General features: G+C 32.5%; 13 protein-coding genes and 2 tRNA genes. 6 read left to right on the forward strand and 9 right to left on the reverse strand.

Annotated elements, in window-relative coordinates; translation table 11 throughout:
• Positions 1–22: 22 nt before the first annotated feature.
• Entirely contained in the window at positions 23–2,614 is a 2,592-nt protein-coding gene (locus KKQ76_RS09545; protein WP_213196921.1) for a putative LPS assembly protein LptD, read from the reverse strand.
• A gap of 44 nt (positions 2,615–2,658) precedes the next feature.
• Between KKQ76_RS09545 and KKQ76_RS09550 the strand changes: the two genes are divergently transcribed.
• The 5 genes from KKQ76_RS09550 to KKQ76_RS09570 all read left to right on the forward strand — a co-directional run bounded on the left by KKQ76_RS09550 (position 2,659) and on the right by KKQ76_RS09570 (position 4,963).
• Positions 2,659–3,930: an N-acetylmuramoyl-L-alanine amidase family protein gene (locus tag KKQ76_RS09550; RefSeq protein WP_213196922.1), complete on the forward strand. Its 1,272-nt coding sequence runs from the start codon at positions 2,659–2,661 to the stop codon at positions 3,928–3,930.
• A 59-nt stretch (positions 3,931–3,989) separates the two neighbouring features.
• Positions 3,990–4,061 (forward strand) — tRNA-Glu (locus KKQ76_RS09555).
• Between the two features lie 80 nt (positions 4,062–4,141).
• The gene (rpsT, locus tag KKQ76_RS09560) at positions 4,142–4,396 is read left to right on the forward strand and encodes a 30S ribosomal protein S20 (protein WP_069800821.1); all 255 of its coding nucleotides are present in this window, start codon (positions 4,142–4,144) and stop codon (positions 4,394–4,396) included.
• A gap of 12 nt (positions 4,397–4,408) precedes the next feature.
• Positions 4,409–4,483, forward strand: a tRNA-Glu gene (locus KKQ76_RS09565).
• Positions 4,484–4,543: 60 nt separating this feature from the next.
• Entirely contained in the window at positions 4,544–4,963 is a 420-nt protein-coding gene (locus KKQ76_RS09570) for a type II 3-dehydroquinate dehydratase (RefSeq protein ID WP_213196923.1), read from the forward strand.
• A gap of 52 nt (positions 4,964–5,015) precedes the next feature.
• Here the strand turns inward: KKQ76_RS09570 and pckA are convergent, their stop codons facing one another.
• From pckA to KKQ76_RS09600, 6 genes are all read right to left on the reverse strand, one after another.
• On the reverse strand, positions 5,016–6,620 hold the full coding sequence (pckA, locus tag KKQ76_RS09575) for a phosphoenolpyruvate carboxykinase (ATP) (protein ID WP_213197512.1): 1,605 nt from the start codon (positions 6,618–6,620) through the stop codon (positions 5,016–5,018).
• A 129-nt stretch (positions 6,621–6,749) separates the two neighbouring features.
• Positions 6,750–7,652, reverse strand: coding sequence for a GYDIA family GHMP kinase (locus tag KKQ76_RS09580; protein WP_213196925.1), 903 nt, complete (start codon positions 7,650–7,652; stop codon positions 6,750–6,752).
• Positions 7,653–7,717: 65 nt separating this feature from the next.
• Positions 7,718–8,593: an ACP S-malonyltransferase gene (fabD, locus tag KKQ76_RS09585; protein WP_213196926.1), complete on the reverse strand. Its 876-nt coding sequence runs from the start codon at positions 8,591–8,593 to the stop codon at positions 7,718–7,720.
• 60 nt (positions 8,594–8,653) lie between these two features.
• Positions 8,654–10,552 carry an amino acid ABC transporter substrate-binding protein gene (locus tag KKQ76_RS09590; RefSeq protein ID WP_213196928.1) on the reverse strand — a complete coding sequence of 633 codons (1,899 nt, stop codon included), beginning with the start codon at positions 10,550–10,552 and terminating at the stop codon, positions 8,654–8,656.
• Positions 10,553–10,589: 37 nt separating this feature from the next.
• Positions 10,590–12,158, reverse strand: coding sequence for a bacillithiol biosynthesis cysteine-adding enzyme BshC (bshC, locus tag KKQ76_RS09595; protein ID WP_213196929.1), 1,569 nt, complete (start codon positions 12,156–12,158; stop codon positions 10,590–10,592).
• A 9-nt stretch (positions 12,159–12,167) separates the two neighbouring features.
• A complete protein-coding gene (locus KKQ76_RS09600) occupies positions 12,168–14,087 on the reverse strand; it encodes a putative porin (RefSeq protein ID WP_213196930.1) in 1,920 nt (639 codons plus the stop codon).
• A 102-nt stretch (positions 14,088–14,189) separates the two neighbouring features.
• On the opposite strand from KKQ76_RS09600, the gene KKQ76_RS09605 reads away from it, so the two are divergent.
• Positions 14,190–14,876: a hypothetical protein gene (locus tag KKQ76_RS09605; RefSeq protein WP_213196931.1), complete on the forward strand. Its 687-nt coding sequence runs from the start codon at positions 14,190–14,192 to the stop codon at positions 14,874–14,876.
• Positions 14,877–14,930: 54 nt separating this feature from the next.
• Here KKQ76_RS09605 and KKQ76_RS09610 read toward each other — a convergent pair whose 3' ends face one another.
• Positions 14,931–16,328 (reverse strand): RagB/SusD family nutrient uptake outer membrane protein, encoded by a 1,398-nt coding sequence (locus KKQ76_RS09610; RefSeq protein ID WP_213196933.1) that lies wholly within the window; start codon positions 16,326–16,328, stop codon positions 14,931–14,933.
• 4 nt (positions 16,329–16,332) lie between these two features.
• The gene (locus KKQ76_RS09615) at positions 16,333–19,215 is read right to left on the reverse strand and encodes a SusC/RagA family TonB-linked outer membrane protein (protein ID WP_246501381.1); all 2,883 of its coding nucleotides are present in this window, start codon (positions 19,213–19,215) and stop codon (positions 16,333–16,335) included.
• Positions 19,216–19,236 lie beyond the last annotated feature (21 nt).

The following is a 19,236-nucleotide window of genomic DNA, read 5'->3' on the forward strand; positions in this document are numbered from 1 at the left end:
TGTTCAGAGATTCCTTCGTTTTTTAAAAAGTACTGCCACTTTGTTGGAAACTTCTTTCCTTGTATTTTACGGCGTCTTTTAAAATATTTGCTTTTATGCTGATAAAGAAATCATATACTTTATATTGACCAAAAGGGACCCAATTAAAGGTAAAAGAGAAACTTCTTTGGTCTCTAGAAAATCCTAATCTGGTATACGCTAAACTTTTTGAAACAAAATCATAATGCGTGTTTCCGCTTAAACTCCAATAAGGTGTAAGTTTTACGCTACCATCTAAACCTAGTGAAGCTACACTTTTCCCAAATCTGGTATTGTTTTTAGAATAACCATAATTGGCATTAAGATTCAAAGTCCAAGGTTGATTAAATCGGGAGTAATTATCTTGATCAAAATAATAGACTTCGTTTCGGATTTCTCCTTTGGTTTTATACTTGGTCGCTAAATCTTCTTTTTTTCCAAAAGTTTCATTGTTCAGAGGGAAAGAAAAATTCATGCTGAAACTCTGGATATTAAAATGCCCGAAATTCTCAGTTCTAATACCGTTTTCTTGGCCTGGAATAAATACAATTTGATAAGGATCTATCGAAACATTAGAATTGACACTTAATTTATTTTGGAAGAAAGAAGTCTGTGTACTAATCGAAATCAATGACCATTTGTATTTATCAGCAGCAAAATTATAACCTCCAGAAATATTTAAACTTTCAAAAATTTTAACTTTTTTGGTTCCTGTAGAATCGGTTTTACTTCTCACCTTCATCTCTAGGTTGTTATTGATATTGAAACCAATAGACTGTGTTAAACCTTGATTAGGTGAACCAAACATCCCTCCTTCAAAAATAGAATAAGTGGTTAAAACGCCTCTTTCGTCATAATAACTTTTGAAATATCCAAACTTTGGATCTCCAAAATCTGGAGAATACGTAAATCCAATACTCGGAGTTACCATGTGTCTGATGGCTTGGATTTTAGATTTTTCACCAAATTTCAACATTCCATACAAAACGGTTTGCAAACTTGCAGATGTAGAAAACGTAGAATAACCCGTCAAATTTTTATTTAAATTTCTTTCTAAAGTATTGGTAACTGGATTGTAGTTCTTGCTAATTGTTTTAGTAGTTGCTACGTTATCAATATTAGCGCCTAATGAAAATGTGAAAAATTTAGCAACAGTAGTGTTCGTAGCGAGTGCAATGTTGTTTTTAGCACCAGTTTGCATATTATCCCACATAGTTTTGGTAAATAAATCACCACTTTTCACTCCAGAAACATAGTTGCTAAATTGCAAACCTGTGTTGACATTAATATTCTCTAGAAGCCCAGTTCTTACACCGGTTTTAGGTTTAAATAAGTAAAACTGATTGGTAGAAACATTCAGCTGTGGCAATCTAATATCGGTAAGTCCCGTAGTAAAATTTTGCGAATAACTACCTGTTCCCGTGATGGTTATTGGTAAATTCAAAAATCTTTTGGTAAAGCTCACCGTAGAGTTTTGTTGTGCATTTAGAGCACTTTGGTTAAAAATATGGGAGTTATTAACCGTGTTATTGTAGAATTTGTTGCTCGTAATATTTACAGATGCCGAAAAATTAAAAAACGGATTGGCTTTAGTATCTTGAGTATGTGTCCATGCAATATTATAAACACTGCTTTTGGTATAATTTTCTAGACCTTTTATTCCTCTGATGGTAGTTCCTATTTCTCCTCGAAAAGAACCATTGTACTTATAATTTTTTCGATAAGTTACTTCTGGCCTAAAGTTCCAACTTCCCTTGGTATAATAATCAAAGTAGGTTTTCACATCAAAATGCTCACCAATTGGCAAATAATACCCCAAACTATTCAAGAAAAATCCCACGTCTTGTCTTTCCCCAAAACTCGGAATAAGAATCCCAGCCATTCTTTTTTCAGAAAACGGAAGAATTGCAAATGGTAAAATAAGCGGTGTAGGAACTTGTTCCAGATACATTTGGATAGGACCTGTAATCAATTTAGAGTTACTTTTCCCTTTTACCAATTTAATATCTGGCGCAAGCAAATAATAATCTGCTATGGTATCTTTTTTCTTAAGGAAATATTCGTCTGTAGTATATTTTCCTCTTTTGAGATAAAAAACAGAATCGTTTACTTTTTTGGTTTTTTCTGCTACAATTACGCCTTCGCTTTCTTCTGTTCTGGCATTGTAAGCAATGGCTTGTTTGGTTTTATAATTGTAATTAAAACTTTCGTATTCGTATTTTTTACCACCTTGAGTAGCAATAGCAGGCTCTACCATTTTGCCTGTAGAATCTATTTTTCCTCTTGCGTAAATCATTCCTTTGTCCCAATCTATTTGGATATAATCTGCATTAATCTTCATATCTTGATATGAAACTTCTGCATTTTGATTGAGATAAGACATTTTTTTCGGAACTTCGTTTCTAATATTATCCGCTTTAGAACGTACAATATCATCTATTTGTTCTCGTTCTATTTTTACGGTATCTGTTTTAGAAACAGCAGTTACCTTATCACTATTTTTAGGCGCATTTTCTAGCTTATTTTGTGCTAAAAAATTGTTAAAAATTAGGATAATTAAAATTTGTAAGGTATTTTTGAGACCGTTTTTAATCAATGGAGTGTATAATTTCAGGCTCCAAAATTAATAATTTTTAAAAAATGAAGACGCATAAACACGCATTTAATATAATTTTAACAGTATTATTTTTAATTTTCGCACAATTAGGCGCACAAAAGAAGTTTGTTATTGTATTAGATGCAGGTCACGGCGGTTCTGATGTGGGAGCAACTAGAAAATACGAAAACATAGGATTAGTACAAGAAAAAGACGTTACACTAGGCATTGTATTGAAGTTAGGCAGAATGCTCGAAAAAAATAAAGATTACAAAATTATTTACACCAGAAAAATAGACGAATATCCTTCTCTAGCAGATAGAACAGACCTTGCCAATAGAAGTCATGCCGATTTATTTATCTCTGTACATTGCAATGCAAGCACTAAATCTACACCTTACGGAACCGAAACTTATGTACAAGGTCCAGACCAAAACAAAACCAATTTAGAAGTTGCCAAAAGAGAAAATGACGTAATTTTCTTAGATGATAAAGACCGCGAAAGATTCGCTTCTTACGACCCAACTTCTCCAGAATCATTAATTGCATTAAGAATTCAGCAAAGTAAATATCTAGAAAGCAGTTTGATTTTCGGAGGTTATGTAGAAGAAAATTTTGTAAAAAAAGACAAAAGATATTCCAGAGGAGTGATGCAGAAAAACCTTCACGTACTACGTCTAAATGCGATGCCATCTGTTTTAATAGAAACGGGATTCATCAGTAATGCTGAAGAGGCGGCATATTTAGCTTCTGACAAAGGTCAAGATGAAATTGCAGAATCTATTTACGACGCCATTACCAGTTATAAAAAACGCATCGATAGAAACCAGAAAAAAATAGTAGAAGAACCAAAAGAACTTCCTCTGAAAAATGATTTCAGAATTCTTTTGATGAGCACTCCAAACAAATATACAGTGGGAGATCCCGCTCTCAAAGGACTTAATTACATCTTAACCATCAAAGAAAATGGTTTGTACAAATACTATTATAGCGTAACTAATTTTGCTTCTATTAAGGAGAATAATCTTAAAACCGCGAAAGATGCTGGATTTAGAAATGCTACTGCTGTAAGTTTTATTCCTAATCAAAACATGAATACTGGTTATTACCGATTAGAAGTATACAGTGGAAAAGATAAATTACCTAACTCTTCACCAGTTATAAAATTATTAAAAGAAGTAGAAAGAGTAAAAGCTAATGGCATATTCTATTACACTTACGGCAATGTAAAATCTCTAGAAGCGGCTATTAAACTACAAAAAGACCTTGAAGAAAAGGGTATTACCAATACTACAATAGAAAAAGTTTATAAATAATCAAGAAAATTTTGCGAGTTCTAAAAAAGTTCTTATTTTTGCACGCACAAAAAAAGAATGGCCTATTCGTCTAGTGGTTAGGACTCAAGATTTTCATTCTTGCAACAGGGGTTCGATTCCCCTATAGGCTACAAATTTTAAAAAATTTTAAAAAATAATTTGCAAATTAAAAAATAGTTTTTATCTTTGCACCCACATTTCAGAAACAATTATGGCAAATCATAAATCAGCACTTAAGAGAATCAGACAATCTGAGAAAAGAAGATTGAGAAACAGATACTATCACAAAACTGCTAGAACAGCTGTGAAAGTATTAAGAAATGAAGAAAACAAAGCAGCTGCTTCAGAGCAATTGCCGAAAGTAATCTCTTTATTAGACAAACTAGTAAAGAAGAATATTATTCACAAAAACAAAGCTGCTAACTTAAAAAGTAAGTTAACTAAACACGTTAACAAGTTAGCTTAAGAATAAATTTCTGGCCCGTTCGTCTATCGGTTAGGACTCAAGATTTTCATTCTTGCAAGAGGGGTTCGATTCCCCTACGGGCTACCAAAATCCTCAGAAAATTTCTGAGGATTTTTTTTATTTTAAAAATTTCATACCTTTGAGAATATGAAAATTCTAATACTAAACGGAGCCAATCTCAATCTTCTAGGAACTCGTGAGCCAGACATCTACGGAAGTACTTCAATGGATGATGTTTTAACACATTTAAAATCTGAGTATTCTCAACACGCTATTGAATATTTCCAGTCTAATTTCGAAGGGGAAATCATCGGGAAAATTCAAGAAAATAACTTTGATGCTCTTGTTATTAATCCTGGCGCTTTTACCCATTATTCTTATGCCATCGCAGATGCGCTTAAAAACCTTAGGAAACCCAAAATAGAGGTTCACATTAGCAATATTTATCAACGTGAAGTATTCAGGCAGAAATCAGTTACTGCAGCTTATACAGATGCTGTACTCTCTGGTTTTGGTACAGAAGGCTACAGATTAGCAATTATTCATTTAATTTCTACCATGCAATAAAAAAATCCTCAGCGTAAACTGAGGATTTCATATTTAGGTATTGCTCTTATTTTTACAATTGAGGACCAGCTGAAACTAATCTTTTACCTTCTTCTGTATCACAATATTGTTCAAAGTTTTTAATATATCTAGCTCCTAAATCTTTAGCTTTAGCTTCCCATTCAGAAACATCAGCATAAGTATTTCTTGGATCAAGAATTCCTTCAGTTACATTTGGTAAAGAAGTAGGAATTTCTAAATTCATAATTGGAACTACAGTTTTAGGTGCAGATTCTATTGAACCATCGATGATTGAGTCAATAATTGCTCTAGTATCTTTAAGAGAAATTCTCTTACCAGTACCATTCCAACCTGTATTTACTAAATAAGCTTTCGCTCCGTGTTCTTTCATTTTACCAATTAATGTTTTAGAATACATTGTTGGGTGTAATGTAAGGAAAGCTTCACCGAAAGCTGGAGAGAATGAAGGCTCTGGAGAAGTAATTCCTCTCTCTGTTCCTGCTAATTTAGAGGTATATCCACATAAGAAGTGATATTGCGCTTGATCTTCATTTAAAATTGATACTGGAGGCAATACTCCGAATGCATCTGCTGATAAATAAACGATTTTTTTAGCGTGACCAGCTTTAGAAGGAAGTACAATTTTATTAATATGATAGATTGGGTAAGAAACTCTAGTATTTTCTGTAATAGAATTATCTTTATAGTCTATTTCGCCATATTCGTTTACCACTACGTTTTCTAATAAAGCATCTCTCTTAATCGCTCTGAAGATGTCTGGTTCTTTTTCTTCAGTAAGGTCAATTACTTTTGCGTAGCAACCACCTTCGTAGTTAAATACACCATTATCATCCCATCCGTGTTCATCATCACCAATTAAATATCTTTTTGGGTCAGCAGAAAGTGTAGTTTTTCCTGTACCAGAAAGTCCGAAGAACAATGCTACATCACCTTCTTCTCCTACGTTTGCAGAGCAGTGCATAGAAGCCATTCCTTTTAATGGAAGATAGTAGTTCATCATTGCAAACATCCCTTTTTTCATCTCACCACCATACCAAGTTCCTCCGATAATTTGGATTCTTTCGGTAAGGTTAAACATTACAAAGTTTTCAGAATTTAATCCTTGAGCTTGCCAATCTGGGTTCACTGTTTTAGATCCATTCATTACAATAAAATCTGGAGTTCCGAAGTTTTCTAACTCATATAATGATGGTCTAATAAACATATTTGTTACAAAATGAGCTTGCCATGCAACTTCCATTACAAATCTCACTTTAAGTCTTGTATCTGGATTGGTACCACAGAACGCATCTACTACATATAATTTTTTAGAAGAAGAAAGTTGTTCTAAAACTAATTCTTTACAAGATTTAAAAATCTCTGGAGTTGTAGGAAAATTAACTTTTCCGTCCCAACAAATAGTATCTTTTGTTACATCATCTTTTACGATATATCTATCTTTAGGTGATCTACCTGTGAAAATACCCGTTTTTACAGCAACTGCGCCTGATTCTGTAAGAGCTCCCTTTTCAAAACCTTTATTTTTAGCAGACATTTCTGCTTTAAAAAGTTCTTCATAGGTTGGATTATACACTACTTCGTGATAACCTGTAATACCTAGATCATGTAGCTCTTGAATGATTTTAATGTTTTTCATAACTAAAATATTATTGTTCATATTTTTTTGTAGTACAAAATTAGCAAAAGTATATAGTTTTACTAAATCATAAATTATGACTTTGGTCACTGAAATCCGTCATAGATTTTATTTTCAACATATTGTAAATCAATATATTAAATTTTTCCATTCTATAATATTTCTAAAATTGCGCTCAAAAAAGTAATTTTTGTAATCCCCAAATTTCGAAGCTAGAACGAAATCTCCGCCCCAAGCTCCCAAACTTTTAATGAAACTTGGGCAATCTTGGAAGTGTTTTTCTTTGGCAGTTTTCATTCCTAAAAATTCACTTAACTTACTCTCATGCAGCATCATAAGGTTAGAAAACTCTTCTAAGGTTTCACATTGTAGTACTTTTTGAGTAATTTCTGAAAAGTCAGTTCTTAAATCTAAAGATTTTTTTTGAGACTGAAAAGCTCTTATTCCTTCTCTGCTATCTTGCTTTTGGTTTAAATGAATGAAGATTAAATCATCAGTAAAACTAGGATTGAATTCTACTCTTTCTACTTTTCTAGGATTATTTTGATAAAGAATGGCAGATTTTTCTTGAGCCACAGCTATATCATAACCACTTCCTCCAAGAGAAAGTTCATTAAGAAGAAAAGCATCTATATGAGACCACTCTGCTAAATTATTCATCAATGTAGAACTACTCCCCAATCCATAATTCGCGGGGAATTGTAAATTAGTAGTAATCTTATACGTAGAATCGCTATGAAATTTTTCTGTAGAAAGTTTTTGGACGTTTTGAAGCACTTTAAGAATAAATGCTGCGCTTTCAGGAAGGTTGGTTTGTACAATTTTCCAATTTTTATAATCTATTTGGATAGAAAGCCAAGGCTTGTTCTCATGTAAAGCTTCCCAAAAAACCATGGAAGCACCATCTTTTTCTTCTTCTGAATAAAAATCTTGTCCCAATCGAGTAGGAACTGCTAAAGCTAAAGCTCCATCTAATACAAAATATTCTGAAGTAATCAGTAATTTGCCTGGTGAAAATATGTGATTTTTCAAAGGATTTTATTTTTAACAAAAATAAAAAGAAAAAGCCACAAAAAAATTTGTGGCTTACTTTTATTTTAAATTGCAGACGAGACTGTTATTTCGGAGTTAATCTTCTTTATCAATCCTTGCAAAGTTTTTCCTGGCCCTACTTCTACAAAATTTGTAGCGCCGTCTTTAATCATATTTTGTACAGACTGTGTCCATTTTACAGGTCCTGTTAACTGAGCAATCAGATTTTTCTTAATTTCATCTGGATTTGTAACAGCAGTCGTGGTAATATTTTGATAAACAGGAATGGTCGCTTTTCTAAATTTTGCATTTTCTATTGCCGCAGCCAATCTTTCTTGCGCAGGTTGCATTAAAGGTGAATGAAACGCACCATTTACTGGCAAAATTAATGCTCTTTTCGCACCCGCTTCTTTCATAGCGTTACACGCTTCTTCTACCGCTTTGGTCTCACCAGAAATCACCAATTGTCCCGGACAGTTGTAATTCGCTGGAACCACTACTCCACCAATTGAAGCACAAATTTCTTCCACCTTAGCATCATCTAAACCTAGAATTGCTGCCATAGAAGATGGATTAACATCACAAGCTTCTTGCATCGCCAAAGCTCTTTCTGAAACCAATTTAAGTCCGTCTTCAAAACTTAAAACTCCATTAGCAACTAATGCAGAGAACTCTCCTAAAGAATGTCCTGCTACCATTTGAGCTCCTGTTCCGTCTATTGCTTTTACAGCAGCTACAGAATGAATAAATATTGCTGGTTGAGTAACTTTTGTTTTTTTAAGGTCTTCATCAGTTCCCTCGAACATGATTTTTAGTATATCAAAACCTAGAATTTCATTACTGAAATCCATCAGGTCTTTAATTTCTTTTCTACTATCGTAGAGTTCTTTTCCCATTCCTACGAACTGAGAACCTTGCCCTGGAAATACAAGTGCTTTCATAATTTTTTTTCGATAAAATTTGAGTCTTATTCTTCTTTTGTTTAGTATTAGTTTTCGCTATTAAGGAACTAATCTCACTACTCTGTAACCCTGGTTTACGTATGCGCCGTTTTTGTTTCGTACAAATTCAAACTTGGTAGCCAATTGAGTCTGAGTTTTATTCATTTGCTTAAACAATTCTCCTTTGCTGTTTTCTCTGGTCAACATATCATTCACTACGTCAAAACCAATTACAGCATACTTAGAAGGTGCTTTGCAATATTTTTTCTTATAATCTGCGAGAACTTCTTTTTCGAAGTCACCGTCTGTGTTAATTTTTCTATCCATCAAATACACCAAACTCGCCTTGCTGAGTTCGGCAATATTTTTTTCAAAAGATGGATGGTAATACATACTGAATGATTTCATTCCGCTGGTTTCTTTAGCCAAGTCAATGATTCTTTTTGAAAAATCACTTCCTGCATCATCATTATCATTCGCTAGAATAGCAATCACTGGAGCGGTTTGACCAGTCATCATATTGGTATCTAACTGAATATCTGCTGAAGAATTTACTACAGTGATGTTTGCATTTTTCAACTGACTTTCTAATTGTTTTTTCATATAATTGGCATACGTCTTGTCAGAATCTGCCACGATATATATTTTTTGGTCAGAATAAGCCAAAGAAACTTCCTTTACAATTCTGTCTGCAAAAACACTTTGTTCTGTTTCGATAATTACTAAATTACTATAATTTCTAAGCTCTGGAGAATTTGCAAACGGAGCTACCACAGGAATTTTTTGAGTTTTTACATAGTCTAAAACTTCTAAAACGTTTGACTTGAAAAACGGTCCTATGATTAAGTCTGTATTATTTTGATTGATTTGCGTAAGTGAATTTTTAAAACTTGCTTCACTTCCCGCATCTATTACTTTTACATCTAGTTTTTGGCCTGCTTTAGCATTTCTTTCGATGGCTAGTTTTGCACCCGTTAAGAAATCAGCAGCCATAGTTCTGTATTTACTATCACCATTATCAAAACCGAATGGCAACATTAACACAACATTTAGTTCATCACCAGATTTTTTAATATAACCCGCTTCTAGCTTCTTCACTTTTAGAACCATTCCTGGTTTTAAACCTTCTGAAAGTTTAGGATTCAGCTCAAGCAATTGGTCTAGCGAAACATTAAATTTATTAAGAATCCCGAAAACAGTATCGCCATTCTGAACCGTGTACGTTTGATATTCTTCTGCAACTACATTTTGAACTTCTGTTTTCTCGGTTTTTTTGTCTTCTTGCCAAGTTACGGTTTCTTTAACCTTAGAATTTTGAGGTTTTTTCACATTAATGACTTCACCAGGTTGCAATCCTTTTTCTTCTAAGCCAGGATTGATGGCAAATAATTCCTCTTGAGTAAGGTTAAAACTTTTGGTAATTCTGTAATAATTATCTTTTGGCTGAATCACATAAGTTCCTTCATCTGCTTTTGGCTTTTCTATTGCCTTTTCCACAGGTTTTTCTACTGGAACTTCTGTTTTTACGAATGCATTTTGATCTGCATATTTTTTGATATTTTCAGCAGGCAAAGTTACCTCGTCACCAATTTTCATATGCTGGTCTAAGTTAGGATTCAATTTTCTTAAATCCACTTCAGAAATATGATATTGTTTGGTAATTCCGTAAATCGTTTGCTTCGGTTGAAGTACGATTTTGCCTAATTTTTGATTGGTAGTAGCCACCGCTTTTTCAGTAGTTTTTACAACTTCTGAGTTTTTCTTAGTGATGATTAAAACATCTCCAATCGCTAATTTTCCCTCTTTGATTTGAGGATTTAGCTTCGTGAGTTCGTCTAGTGTTACGCCATATTTTTTAGAAATATTATACGGAGTATCACCTTTTGCTACAGTGTGTGTTTTCTGTGCAAAAGCTACAAAACCTATTAACGTATATATGAATACAAGATATTTTTTCATCCTTGTTATTTAAAATGCAAAATTAATGTTTTTCGGGCTAAAATTCACTAACAATTAAGACAGAATTTAAAACCTCCATTTCTTGGTAACAATTTTCGAGCCATTTTTCGCCGTTTTCTGCGAAAAAGACACTGAAATTGAGGCTTCTTTCTTGCCAATTATTAGCATGGTGAATTTCTGAATACAAACGCTGAAGATAATCTATTTTATCTGCGTGAAGAATTTTTTCTGCACGTAACAATCTTTTCTTAAATTTTTGAAAAGACTTCAATTGTCTCGTTTCTTCTGCTTCTACCATATTTCTAAAGGTAACGGCAGTAAGTGAAGCTTTATTTTTTAAAATTTCGAAATTTTCTTTTAATAATTGCTCTCGGTTTTCTAAATCAGCATTCAGTTCTGATTCTTTCAGCAATTTTTGATTTAAGAATTTCTGGAAATCTCCCAAAAAGTATTGTAAGGCTACTCCAGATTTTTCTATTTTATCTAAAGTTTTCTTTCTAAGGAACAACATAGAGTTTCTGGGAACCAAAAGAGGAAATTCTACCCCAAATTTTTCAAAAACCTTTGGCATTTCTAACCAATACATAATTTCTGCATTCCCACCAATGTAAGCAATATTGGGCAAAACTTTTTCTTGAAAAACTGGTCTTAACAAAGCATTCGGTGAAATTTTAGACCAATCTTCTGCCAATTCTTCTAAAGTAAACGTGAGATTTTTATCTACAATTTGAAATTGTTCTCCGTCAAATTCTATTCTATTTCTGGTGTCTGACAAGTAGAAAAGGTTAATTTCTCTAGGGTTTACTTGTACTTTTCCGTATTTCTCTGTTAGGAATTTTACGTTTTCTTGAGAAAAATGATGTGTCGTGTGATTTACCAGTTCTTCTTTGAAGATATTTTGCATTTGATTTTTGAGCAAAACATCGTCTCCATCTATCATTAAAAGTCCAAATTCTGCAAAAATTTCTTGAACCAAAATCTGAGTAGCTTCGGTAAAAGTTCTTCCTTTTTGATAAGCTTTTTTGGCAAGAAGAATAAGCTGTGTTCCGAAAACATCATCTTTAAATTCTTTTTCGAATTCTTCTAAAAAACTATTATCTTCTATAATAATTCTGCCAACTGCACCACCAGAATTTCCTTTGATTTGATAAAATCCATTTGCCGTTTTGAAATGATTAATCTCCTCAAAGTCGTGGTCTTCTGTTGCCAACCAAAAGATAGGAACAAAATTTTTATCTGAATTTTGAGTTAAAAAATCAGCCGTTTTGATGGTTTGTAAAATTTTGTAAACAAAAAATACCGGCCCAGAAAACAAATTCAGTTGATGACCTGTGGTTACGGTAAAAGTATTTTCGGATAAGAGCAAATCTAAATGCTGCGATTGCTTAGCACTTAAATCCAAATGCTGATGTTGCGCTCTAAGAACTTCTACCAATATTTTTCTTTGCTCTAGTGTATAGTTATGTGCTTTCTTTTCTGCTTGTAACAGTGCGTTTTCTAAGGTAAACTGGTATGCAGAAAACTGCGGAATTTCTTGTTGAAGAAAGTCCTTGATTAATTTCGGGATGGTTTCTAAATCTTGAAACGGAAATTTAAACTTCGGCATGAAGCAAATTTAGTGAAATAAATACCAAACAATTCCTAAATTCAATCGAAAATCATAAATAGGATAATTGGGAGCAGCGAATGATTTGTTTTTCATAAAAGTAGTGTTTACATGCTGCGCTTCTGCATAAATAAGCATTCTTTTTACCTTCATGTTAAAATAAGCATCTGCAATTGGTTGACCACCAATAGAAGCCGTATTTGCAGAAACTGTAAATTCATTCAATACTGGGAAATATTCTCTAGAATTAAATTTCGAGAAATAATACACTTTTATTCCAGTTTGAATTTCTGCAGCATCTTTGAACGCTTTTGCCTGATAATAAGCATTTAATCTACCGATAAAACTTGGCATCGGGTAAAGGTCTTTCTCAGACAAAGCAGATTGGAAAAGCAATTTGGTATTGAAATTAAGTTTCCAATAAGAAAAAGTAGCTTCGCCACCGATTTGAGAAATATTGAGCGATGACTCGCTTTGCTTTGGTTGATAATCAGCTCCAATGTAGGTGTAATTTTCTATTCTAAAATAATTAGCAAAAACTGAACTTTGGAACCACTTCAGATTGACTTTACCTCCGATTTCTAAAGTGCTTTCGTTTTTAGCATCTAAGAAATTATAATTGAAATTTTGGTAAAAAGATGGATTGATTAAATAGTTGAAACTCGGTTTAGAGGTTTGTAAATTTACATGAGCATCCAAAATATAATCTTTAATCGGTTCTAACTTCAAATTGTTATCTGAACGGAGGAAGTTGCCAAAAGTACTTCCGTTAGAATATTCTAGATTAGATTTTAAATCCACCTTGTCCCATAATTTGATTTCTAAATTTCCAACTGCGCCAAATCTGTTTTCTTTATTGTCTAAAGGGATATTGACCCCAACAATGGCTGGAAGTTCTTTGTCTGTTCCTAAATTAATCATTTGGTGACGAACTCCTGCTTCTAATTTGAAAGTAGGTTTATCAAAAAGCAAGGTAAATGTATTGCTTAAATTTTTAGAAAATTTGTAAGCAGACGTTCCATAATCTTCTACAACATCTGAATCATAAAACGACTCAAAACCTTGTTGTTTATACCAATATTTATTGGCTTGATGGAAAATAGTATGTCGCACTTTAAAGGGATATTTCTCTGAATTCACAAACTGAAATTCCTGAGAGAAATAATATCTTCTGTACGAAAATCTTGAATCCGTAGAGGTAAGGTTTACCGCAAGGTTTTGCCTGTTATTAAAACGAGTGTCATCTCCTAAAAAAAGGCTTAAATCTTCTATTCCACCATTTTCTTCGTTGTTTACGTTCTGGTGAATGTAATGTGTGAAAAACCGATAACGATTATTCTTAGAATTAAAACGAGAAGATAAAACGAAATTATTAGAAGCGGCTAATTCTCTTTGGTATACACCTTGAGAACGCAGTCCCATATATTCTAAAGCTACGTTAAAATTTTTTCCTACATTTTGAGTATAAGTAGTTTTCAAGGCTGCTCCTTGTTTCATTGCGTTATGGTAGACGAAAGATGTGGTAGGCGTTTTTACATCATAATATTTAACATCATCAATTCCTAAAATAAAATGTGATTTTCGAGTAGGTAATAACGCTAAGTTTTGTTCTTTATTGACACGAAACATTAAATCTTGAAATCCAGAACCGATGTTGGCAAATTGGATTTTTCCAAAATTGTCTTGGTTATTGTATTGTGTAAATTGATAAGATTTGTCAATAGTAAAAACAGTGTCAAAAATTTTCTTTTCAGAAAACTGAGTATAATGCTGGTAGTCATTTATGGTTGGCTTAAAGATTTTCAAAGAATCTTTTCTTCCTTTGTCAACAATCAATGTATCCGTAGGAACATTGCTATCTGTTTTATTGACGATTTGTGCTCCTAAAAAATGTACTGCAAAAAATATGATGAATAAGATGTATTTCATTTTAATATTTTGAAGTACAAAAGTAAAAAAGATAAACAAATTAATACCAAATAAATATTTCAAATCGTTATTATTTTATATTTTTATAAAAAATTGAATCAAATGAAAAAAATCATTCTTTTATTAAGTCTTATTCCGAGTTATTATTATTCACAAGTGAAAACGGATTTAGAGGTGTTTGGAAACTCTAGAGGTAGTGTTTTCGAAGTAACAAATACAAATATAAAACACTATCCTGGCATAGATGGAATTCCTTATCTAGATGAAAACTTTCATCCAATAACAATTGATGGATATAATAAAAATCTGCCTTCTGTAAGATATAATGCTTACGAAGATGAAATGGAGTTCAAAGTGAATAATGAACTACAATTTGTAACCAAGCAAAATGATCTTAAATTTAAGTATAGTGATAATGGAAAGGTTTATTTTCTGACCAACTATATTTACGAAAACAAAAACATTAATGGTTACCTTGTAGAATTAGTGGGTACAGGTAAATTTAAACTTTATAAAAAAGAAAAAGTACAAGTAATAGAATACAATAATAATGTTACAAACACTTATCTTAAAGATAAAAATCCATATTTTCAAAAAGAGAACGATGTTTACTTAGTGAATAACAAAGGAATATATATTAAAATTCCTAAGAACATAAAAGAATTAACAACTCTTTTAAATATCACTAATCCTAAAGTAGTTTTAGACTTTACTAAACAAAAGAATATTAGTTTAAAAAAAGAAAGTGATCTCATTCTATTATTCAATTTTATAAATAGCTTAGAATAAAAAACGCCTCGGTCTTTGACTGAGGCGTTTTTTTATTTATTGTTTTTGATAAGATTAATTATCATAACCTGGATTAGCAACTACTGGCGTTCCTGCTATATCTGTCTCCTGTCTAGGAATTGGAAAAGCAAGAAGGTTTGCACTAACGGCTGCTGGTTTAAATGATGTATTACCCCATCTCAATAAATCCCATTGTCTGAAACCTTCTCCAAGAAGTTCTTTTCTACGCTCAACTTTAATCATGTCTAGATCAACAGAAGAAACTTCCGATAAACCTCTATTTTTAATGATGGAATTATAATATTCTAAAGCCTTTGCTGGATCTCCTCCTGGTTGTAATTCAGCTTCTGCTCCATTTAATAAGGCTTCCTCATATCTAACCATTTTAATGTTATCAGCACCAGTTCTATTAAGGTATTTACCCTTGCTTCCGGCAGAGAGAAAATAATATTTTGTCCCATTAGCAGCAGACAAATAACTTATCAAACTTTTTCTAATATCATTAGTTGCATATAAATTATATGACGATGCTAATGCTACAAGATTATAGTATCCATTTACACTCAATACTTGATTATAAGAACTAGTAGATAAAGAAGAATCAGTACCAACTTCTAACTCAAAAATAGAATTTGGAGCAGCACCTCTCAATGTATAATCAAAAGACGGTTGATAAAGATCTCTCGCTACAACATTATACTTACTATAAACCTCACTAATTAATGTTCTTACTTTTGCATAATCACCTTTATATAAATAGTATCTTGACATTAAAACTTTTAAAGCATCAATTGACAACTCTGTTTTATTAGAAGGGGTATCAAAAGAAGAACGTGAAGTCATAGTTGAAAGAGCCTTATTAAAATCCGCTTCAATCTGTGCTTCAGTTTCAGTAATTGTACTTCTTGCCTTCAAAGCTTTAGGGTCATATTTTAAAGGCGTTACAACTCCTAAAGTACCTCCAGTATATTTTTGACCGTATAACCTTAACAAGTCAAAAAAACCTTGAGCTCTTAACGCATAAGCTTGCCCTTGATAATATTCTGCTTTTTGAAGATCTTGAGCAGTGCCATTAAGTTTGCTAACATCTGTACCAATTACAATGTTTGTTTTAGCAATCATTGTATAAATTTGGTTGTAAGTATCACGAGCATAAGCATCACTTGAAGTCATTGTATATGTTCTTACGGTCTGGAAATAACCACTCCTTCCATTACTAAACATTTCATCTGATCTAACCTCTCCATAAGCTGTAAAATCTCTCCCATAATAAGTAGAAGCTCTCATTGAAGCATAAGCTCCTCTTACAAATGACTGAACTTCTTGAAGAGATTTTAAATCAGATTGAATAACCGATTGTTCAAATTCTCTATCTACGAAATCATTACTACAAGATGATACTATGTTAACAATTCCTAGAGATAATATTGCTATTTTAAATATATTTTTCATTCTTTTAAAAATTTAAATTAACACCTAATAAATAAGATTTTAGGATTGGTAGCCCTAAATTTGAAGAACCAGTAAGGTTAATTTCTGGATCAAATTTTAATCTGTCATCAAAAACATAAGTCCAAGGATTATTAGCCATGATGTAGATTTGCGCTCCTGTTAAGCCTGTTCCATTTAATAATTTACTATTAAATGAATAAGAGAATCTCGCATTACTTAATCTTATATAATCAGAGTCATATAAAAATCTTGTTGATACATTTGATGATAATTTATTACCATAGTAGTACATTGGTTTTGGATTATCAGCAGTTGGGTTTTCTGGAGTCCAAAAATTACCCATAACATCAGCATAACCAGGGTAAGAATCTGAATAATAGCCATCTGACCATAAATATCTAGCCCAATCATCAAGAATTTTACCTCCGAATCCATAAGTAAATTGCAAGTCTAGACCAAATCCTTTATAAGAAACATTAGTGTTTGCACCACCATAAATATTACTTAACATAGACCCTTGAACGGCTTGCTTAGCTGCATTATAATTATTTGTAGTCTCTCCATCTACTCCATTAATGTACCATAGTGGATCTCCATTCGCATCATCTACACCAGCCCACTTTCTTAAATACCAAGTTCTAACACCTTCTCCAACTCTAATGGTTGTTGTACTACCATTAACATCACCTCCGTATAATTTAGTGATTTCATTGTCAAGAGTAGATAAATTAAATCCTAAATCCCAATTAACACCATCTCTACCTCCTTTAAGAATTGTAGCATTTACAGCAAATTCAAATCCTTTGTTTACCAAATTACCGATGTTATCAACATAAGATGTTAACCCCTGTGAACCCGATAACGGTAAATTATAGATTAAGTCTTTTGTTTCCTTGTTAAAATATTCCGCACTAACGGTAATTCTATTATTTAAAAATCCTAAATCTAATCCAATGTTCAAAGGATTAACAGTTTCCCAAGACAAATTAGGATTCATAACCCCAGCATAAGTAGCAGCAGCAAAATCATTATAATTAGTAGTAAATCCAAATAATGCATATGGATTAGCGCTCACTTGATTTCCTAATTTACCATATGAAGCTCTAAATTTCATTTGGGAAATTGCATCAATTTCTTTCATGAAATTAACTCTAGCTAAATCAACTCCTACTCCTACTGACCAGAAATTACCTGCTTTTTTACCAGGAACGAACTGAGACAATACATCTCTCCTATAAGATGCATCTAATAAGAATAACTTGTCATAGTCATAGTGACCAGTAGCTGCATATCCATATCTAGAAGACACTTCTTTTGAACCATCATAGCCATAAGGCACTACAAAATTTTGTAGCGTTTCTAAACTAGGTGTTCCTACTGTAATACCTGTTGCTTGTAAAAATTTTCTATCACTCTTATAAGCTTCTTGAATTAAAGTTGCACCTACATTATGTAAACCAAATTTACTATTCCAATCTAAAATATTTTGAACATTAAAATTAAAGTATCTATTATTAGATGTTCTTTGATAACCACCATAAGTGAAACCATCTCCATGTAGAGGATTCCAATAGGTATCTTCTTCAATATTTATATATTCTGGTGAAAAGACAAACTTATATGTTAAATTATTTGAAATTTTATATTCTGCTCCAAAATTCACAAAACCTCTTAAAGTTCCCCCTCTACTATAGTTGTGTTCTTGTAGATATGGAATATTATATAGATTATTTGAAAGTCTTGAATTACTTGGAATCCAATACCATGATCCATCAGCATTTCTAATCGGATCTGAAGGTCTGTTAAAATATTCAGCTAAAATTGGATTAGAAAATGCTCCACCTTGACTTAATGTACTAAGTTTTGAGTATGATATTTGGATATCTGTATTTAACTTTAATTTATCAGTCGCTTGATAACCAACTTTACTTGTGAAAGCCATTCTGTTGAAATATGACCCTTTCACAATACTTTCCTGATTAAAATAATTTGCAGAAGTGTAATAAGTTAATTTATCGTTACCTCCAGAAACATTAAAATCTACATTCTGCTGATATCCCGTTTTTTGAATTTCTTTTCTCCAATTAGTATCATTAGAAGTAGTAAAAATATTTTGTAGATCAGCTCCTTCTCCTCCAGCTATTAAATAATCATATACTTCACCAATATTATTAAATGTCATTCCCCATGATGGAGTTGCATTATAAGTATTCATAACTGCATAAGCTAAATACTCTTTCCATTGCGTCATATTGAATCCCTTGTGACCTTCAAGCGCACGCTCGTTCATACCAGTATTCATAGAAAGATTAAATCTAGCCTTACCTTTTTTACCTGCTTTTGTGGTAATAACAATAACACCAGCTCCAGCATCAGCACCATATACCGCAGTAGAAACTGCATCTTTTAATACGGTCACATTTTCAATATCATCAGGATTTAAGTTAGCCAATATGTTAGCAGTAGTATTGCCAGTAGTTAAATCACCAGAAGCAACTCTTACTCCATCTACCACATAAATCGGAGAAACAACACCATTAATTGAAGATACACCTCTCACTCTAACACTTGCCATACCTCCTGGTTGCCCAGAAGAACTACCCGTTTGCACACCAGTAACTCTACCTTGAAGCATTTTATCAACCGATGCTACAGGAACACCATCGATTTGTTCAGATTTCATAATACTAGTAGCTCCTGTTAATTCTTGAACTGTTTTCTTTTGACCAAAACCTACAATTACAACTTCGTCGATTTTTCTTTCATCCAAAGAATCTTTTTTCTTTTGCGCCATAACAGCTTGACCTCCAATAAAAAATAGAGCACCTACTGTTAAAACTTTTAATTTTACATTCATATTAACAATATTTAATATTTTAATTAACAAAAGTGTTAATAAATTTTAACA

It is taken from the genome of Cloacibacterium caeni (genome assembly GCF_907163105.1).
In the GTDB taxonomy this organism is placed as follows: Bacteria; Bacteroidota; Bacteroidia; order Flavobacteriales; family Weeksellaceae; genus Cloacibacterium; species Cloacibacterium caeni_A.

What these genes read in the sequence shown, in the direction of transcription:
- KKQ76_RS09550 (WP_213196922.1), top strand. Translation starts at nt 2,659, where the DNA reads ATGAAGACGCATAAACACGCATTTAATATAATTTTAACAGTATTATTT.
- rpsT (WP_069800821.1), top strand. Translation starts at nt 4,142, where the DNA reads ATGGCAAATCATAAATCAGCACTTAAGAGAATCAGACAATCTGAGAAA.
- KKQ76_RS09570 (WP_213196923.1), top strand. Translation starts at nt 4,544, where the DNA reads ATGAAAATTCTAATACTAAACGGAGCCAATCTCAATCTTCTAGGAACT.
- pckA (WP_213197512.1), bottom strand. Translation starts at nt 6,620, where the DNA reads ATGAAAAACATTAAAATCATTCAAGAGCTACATGATCTAGGTATTACA.
- fabD (WP_213196926.1), bottom strand. Translation starts at nt 8,593, where the DNA reads ATGAAAGCACTTGTATTTCCAGGGCAAGGTTCTCAGTTCGTAGGAATG.
- KKQ76_RS09590 (WP_213196928.1), bottom strand. Translation starts at nt 10,552, where the DNA reads ATGAAAAAATATCTTGTATTCATATATACGTTAATAGGTTTTGTAGCT.
- bshC (WP_213196929.1), bottom strand. Translation starts at nt 12,158, where the DNA reads ATGCCGAAGTTTAAATTTCCGTTTCAAGATTTAGAAACCATCCCGAAA.
- KKQ76_RS09600 (WP_213196930.1), bottom strand. Translation starts at nt 14,087, where the DNA reads ATGAAATACATCTTATTCATCATATTTTTTGCAGTACATTTTTTAGGA.
- KKQ76_RS09605 (WP_213196931.1), top strand. Translation starts at nt 14,190, where the DNA reads ATGAAAAAAATCATTCTTTTATTAAGTCTTATTCCGAGTTATTATTAT.
- KKQ76_RS09610 (WP_213196933.1), bottom strand. Translation starts at nt 16,328, where the DNA reads ATGAAAAATATATTTAAAATAGCAATATTATCTCTAGGAATTGTTAAC.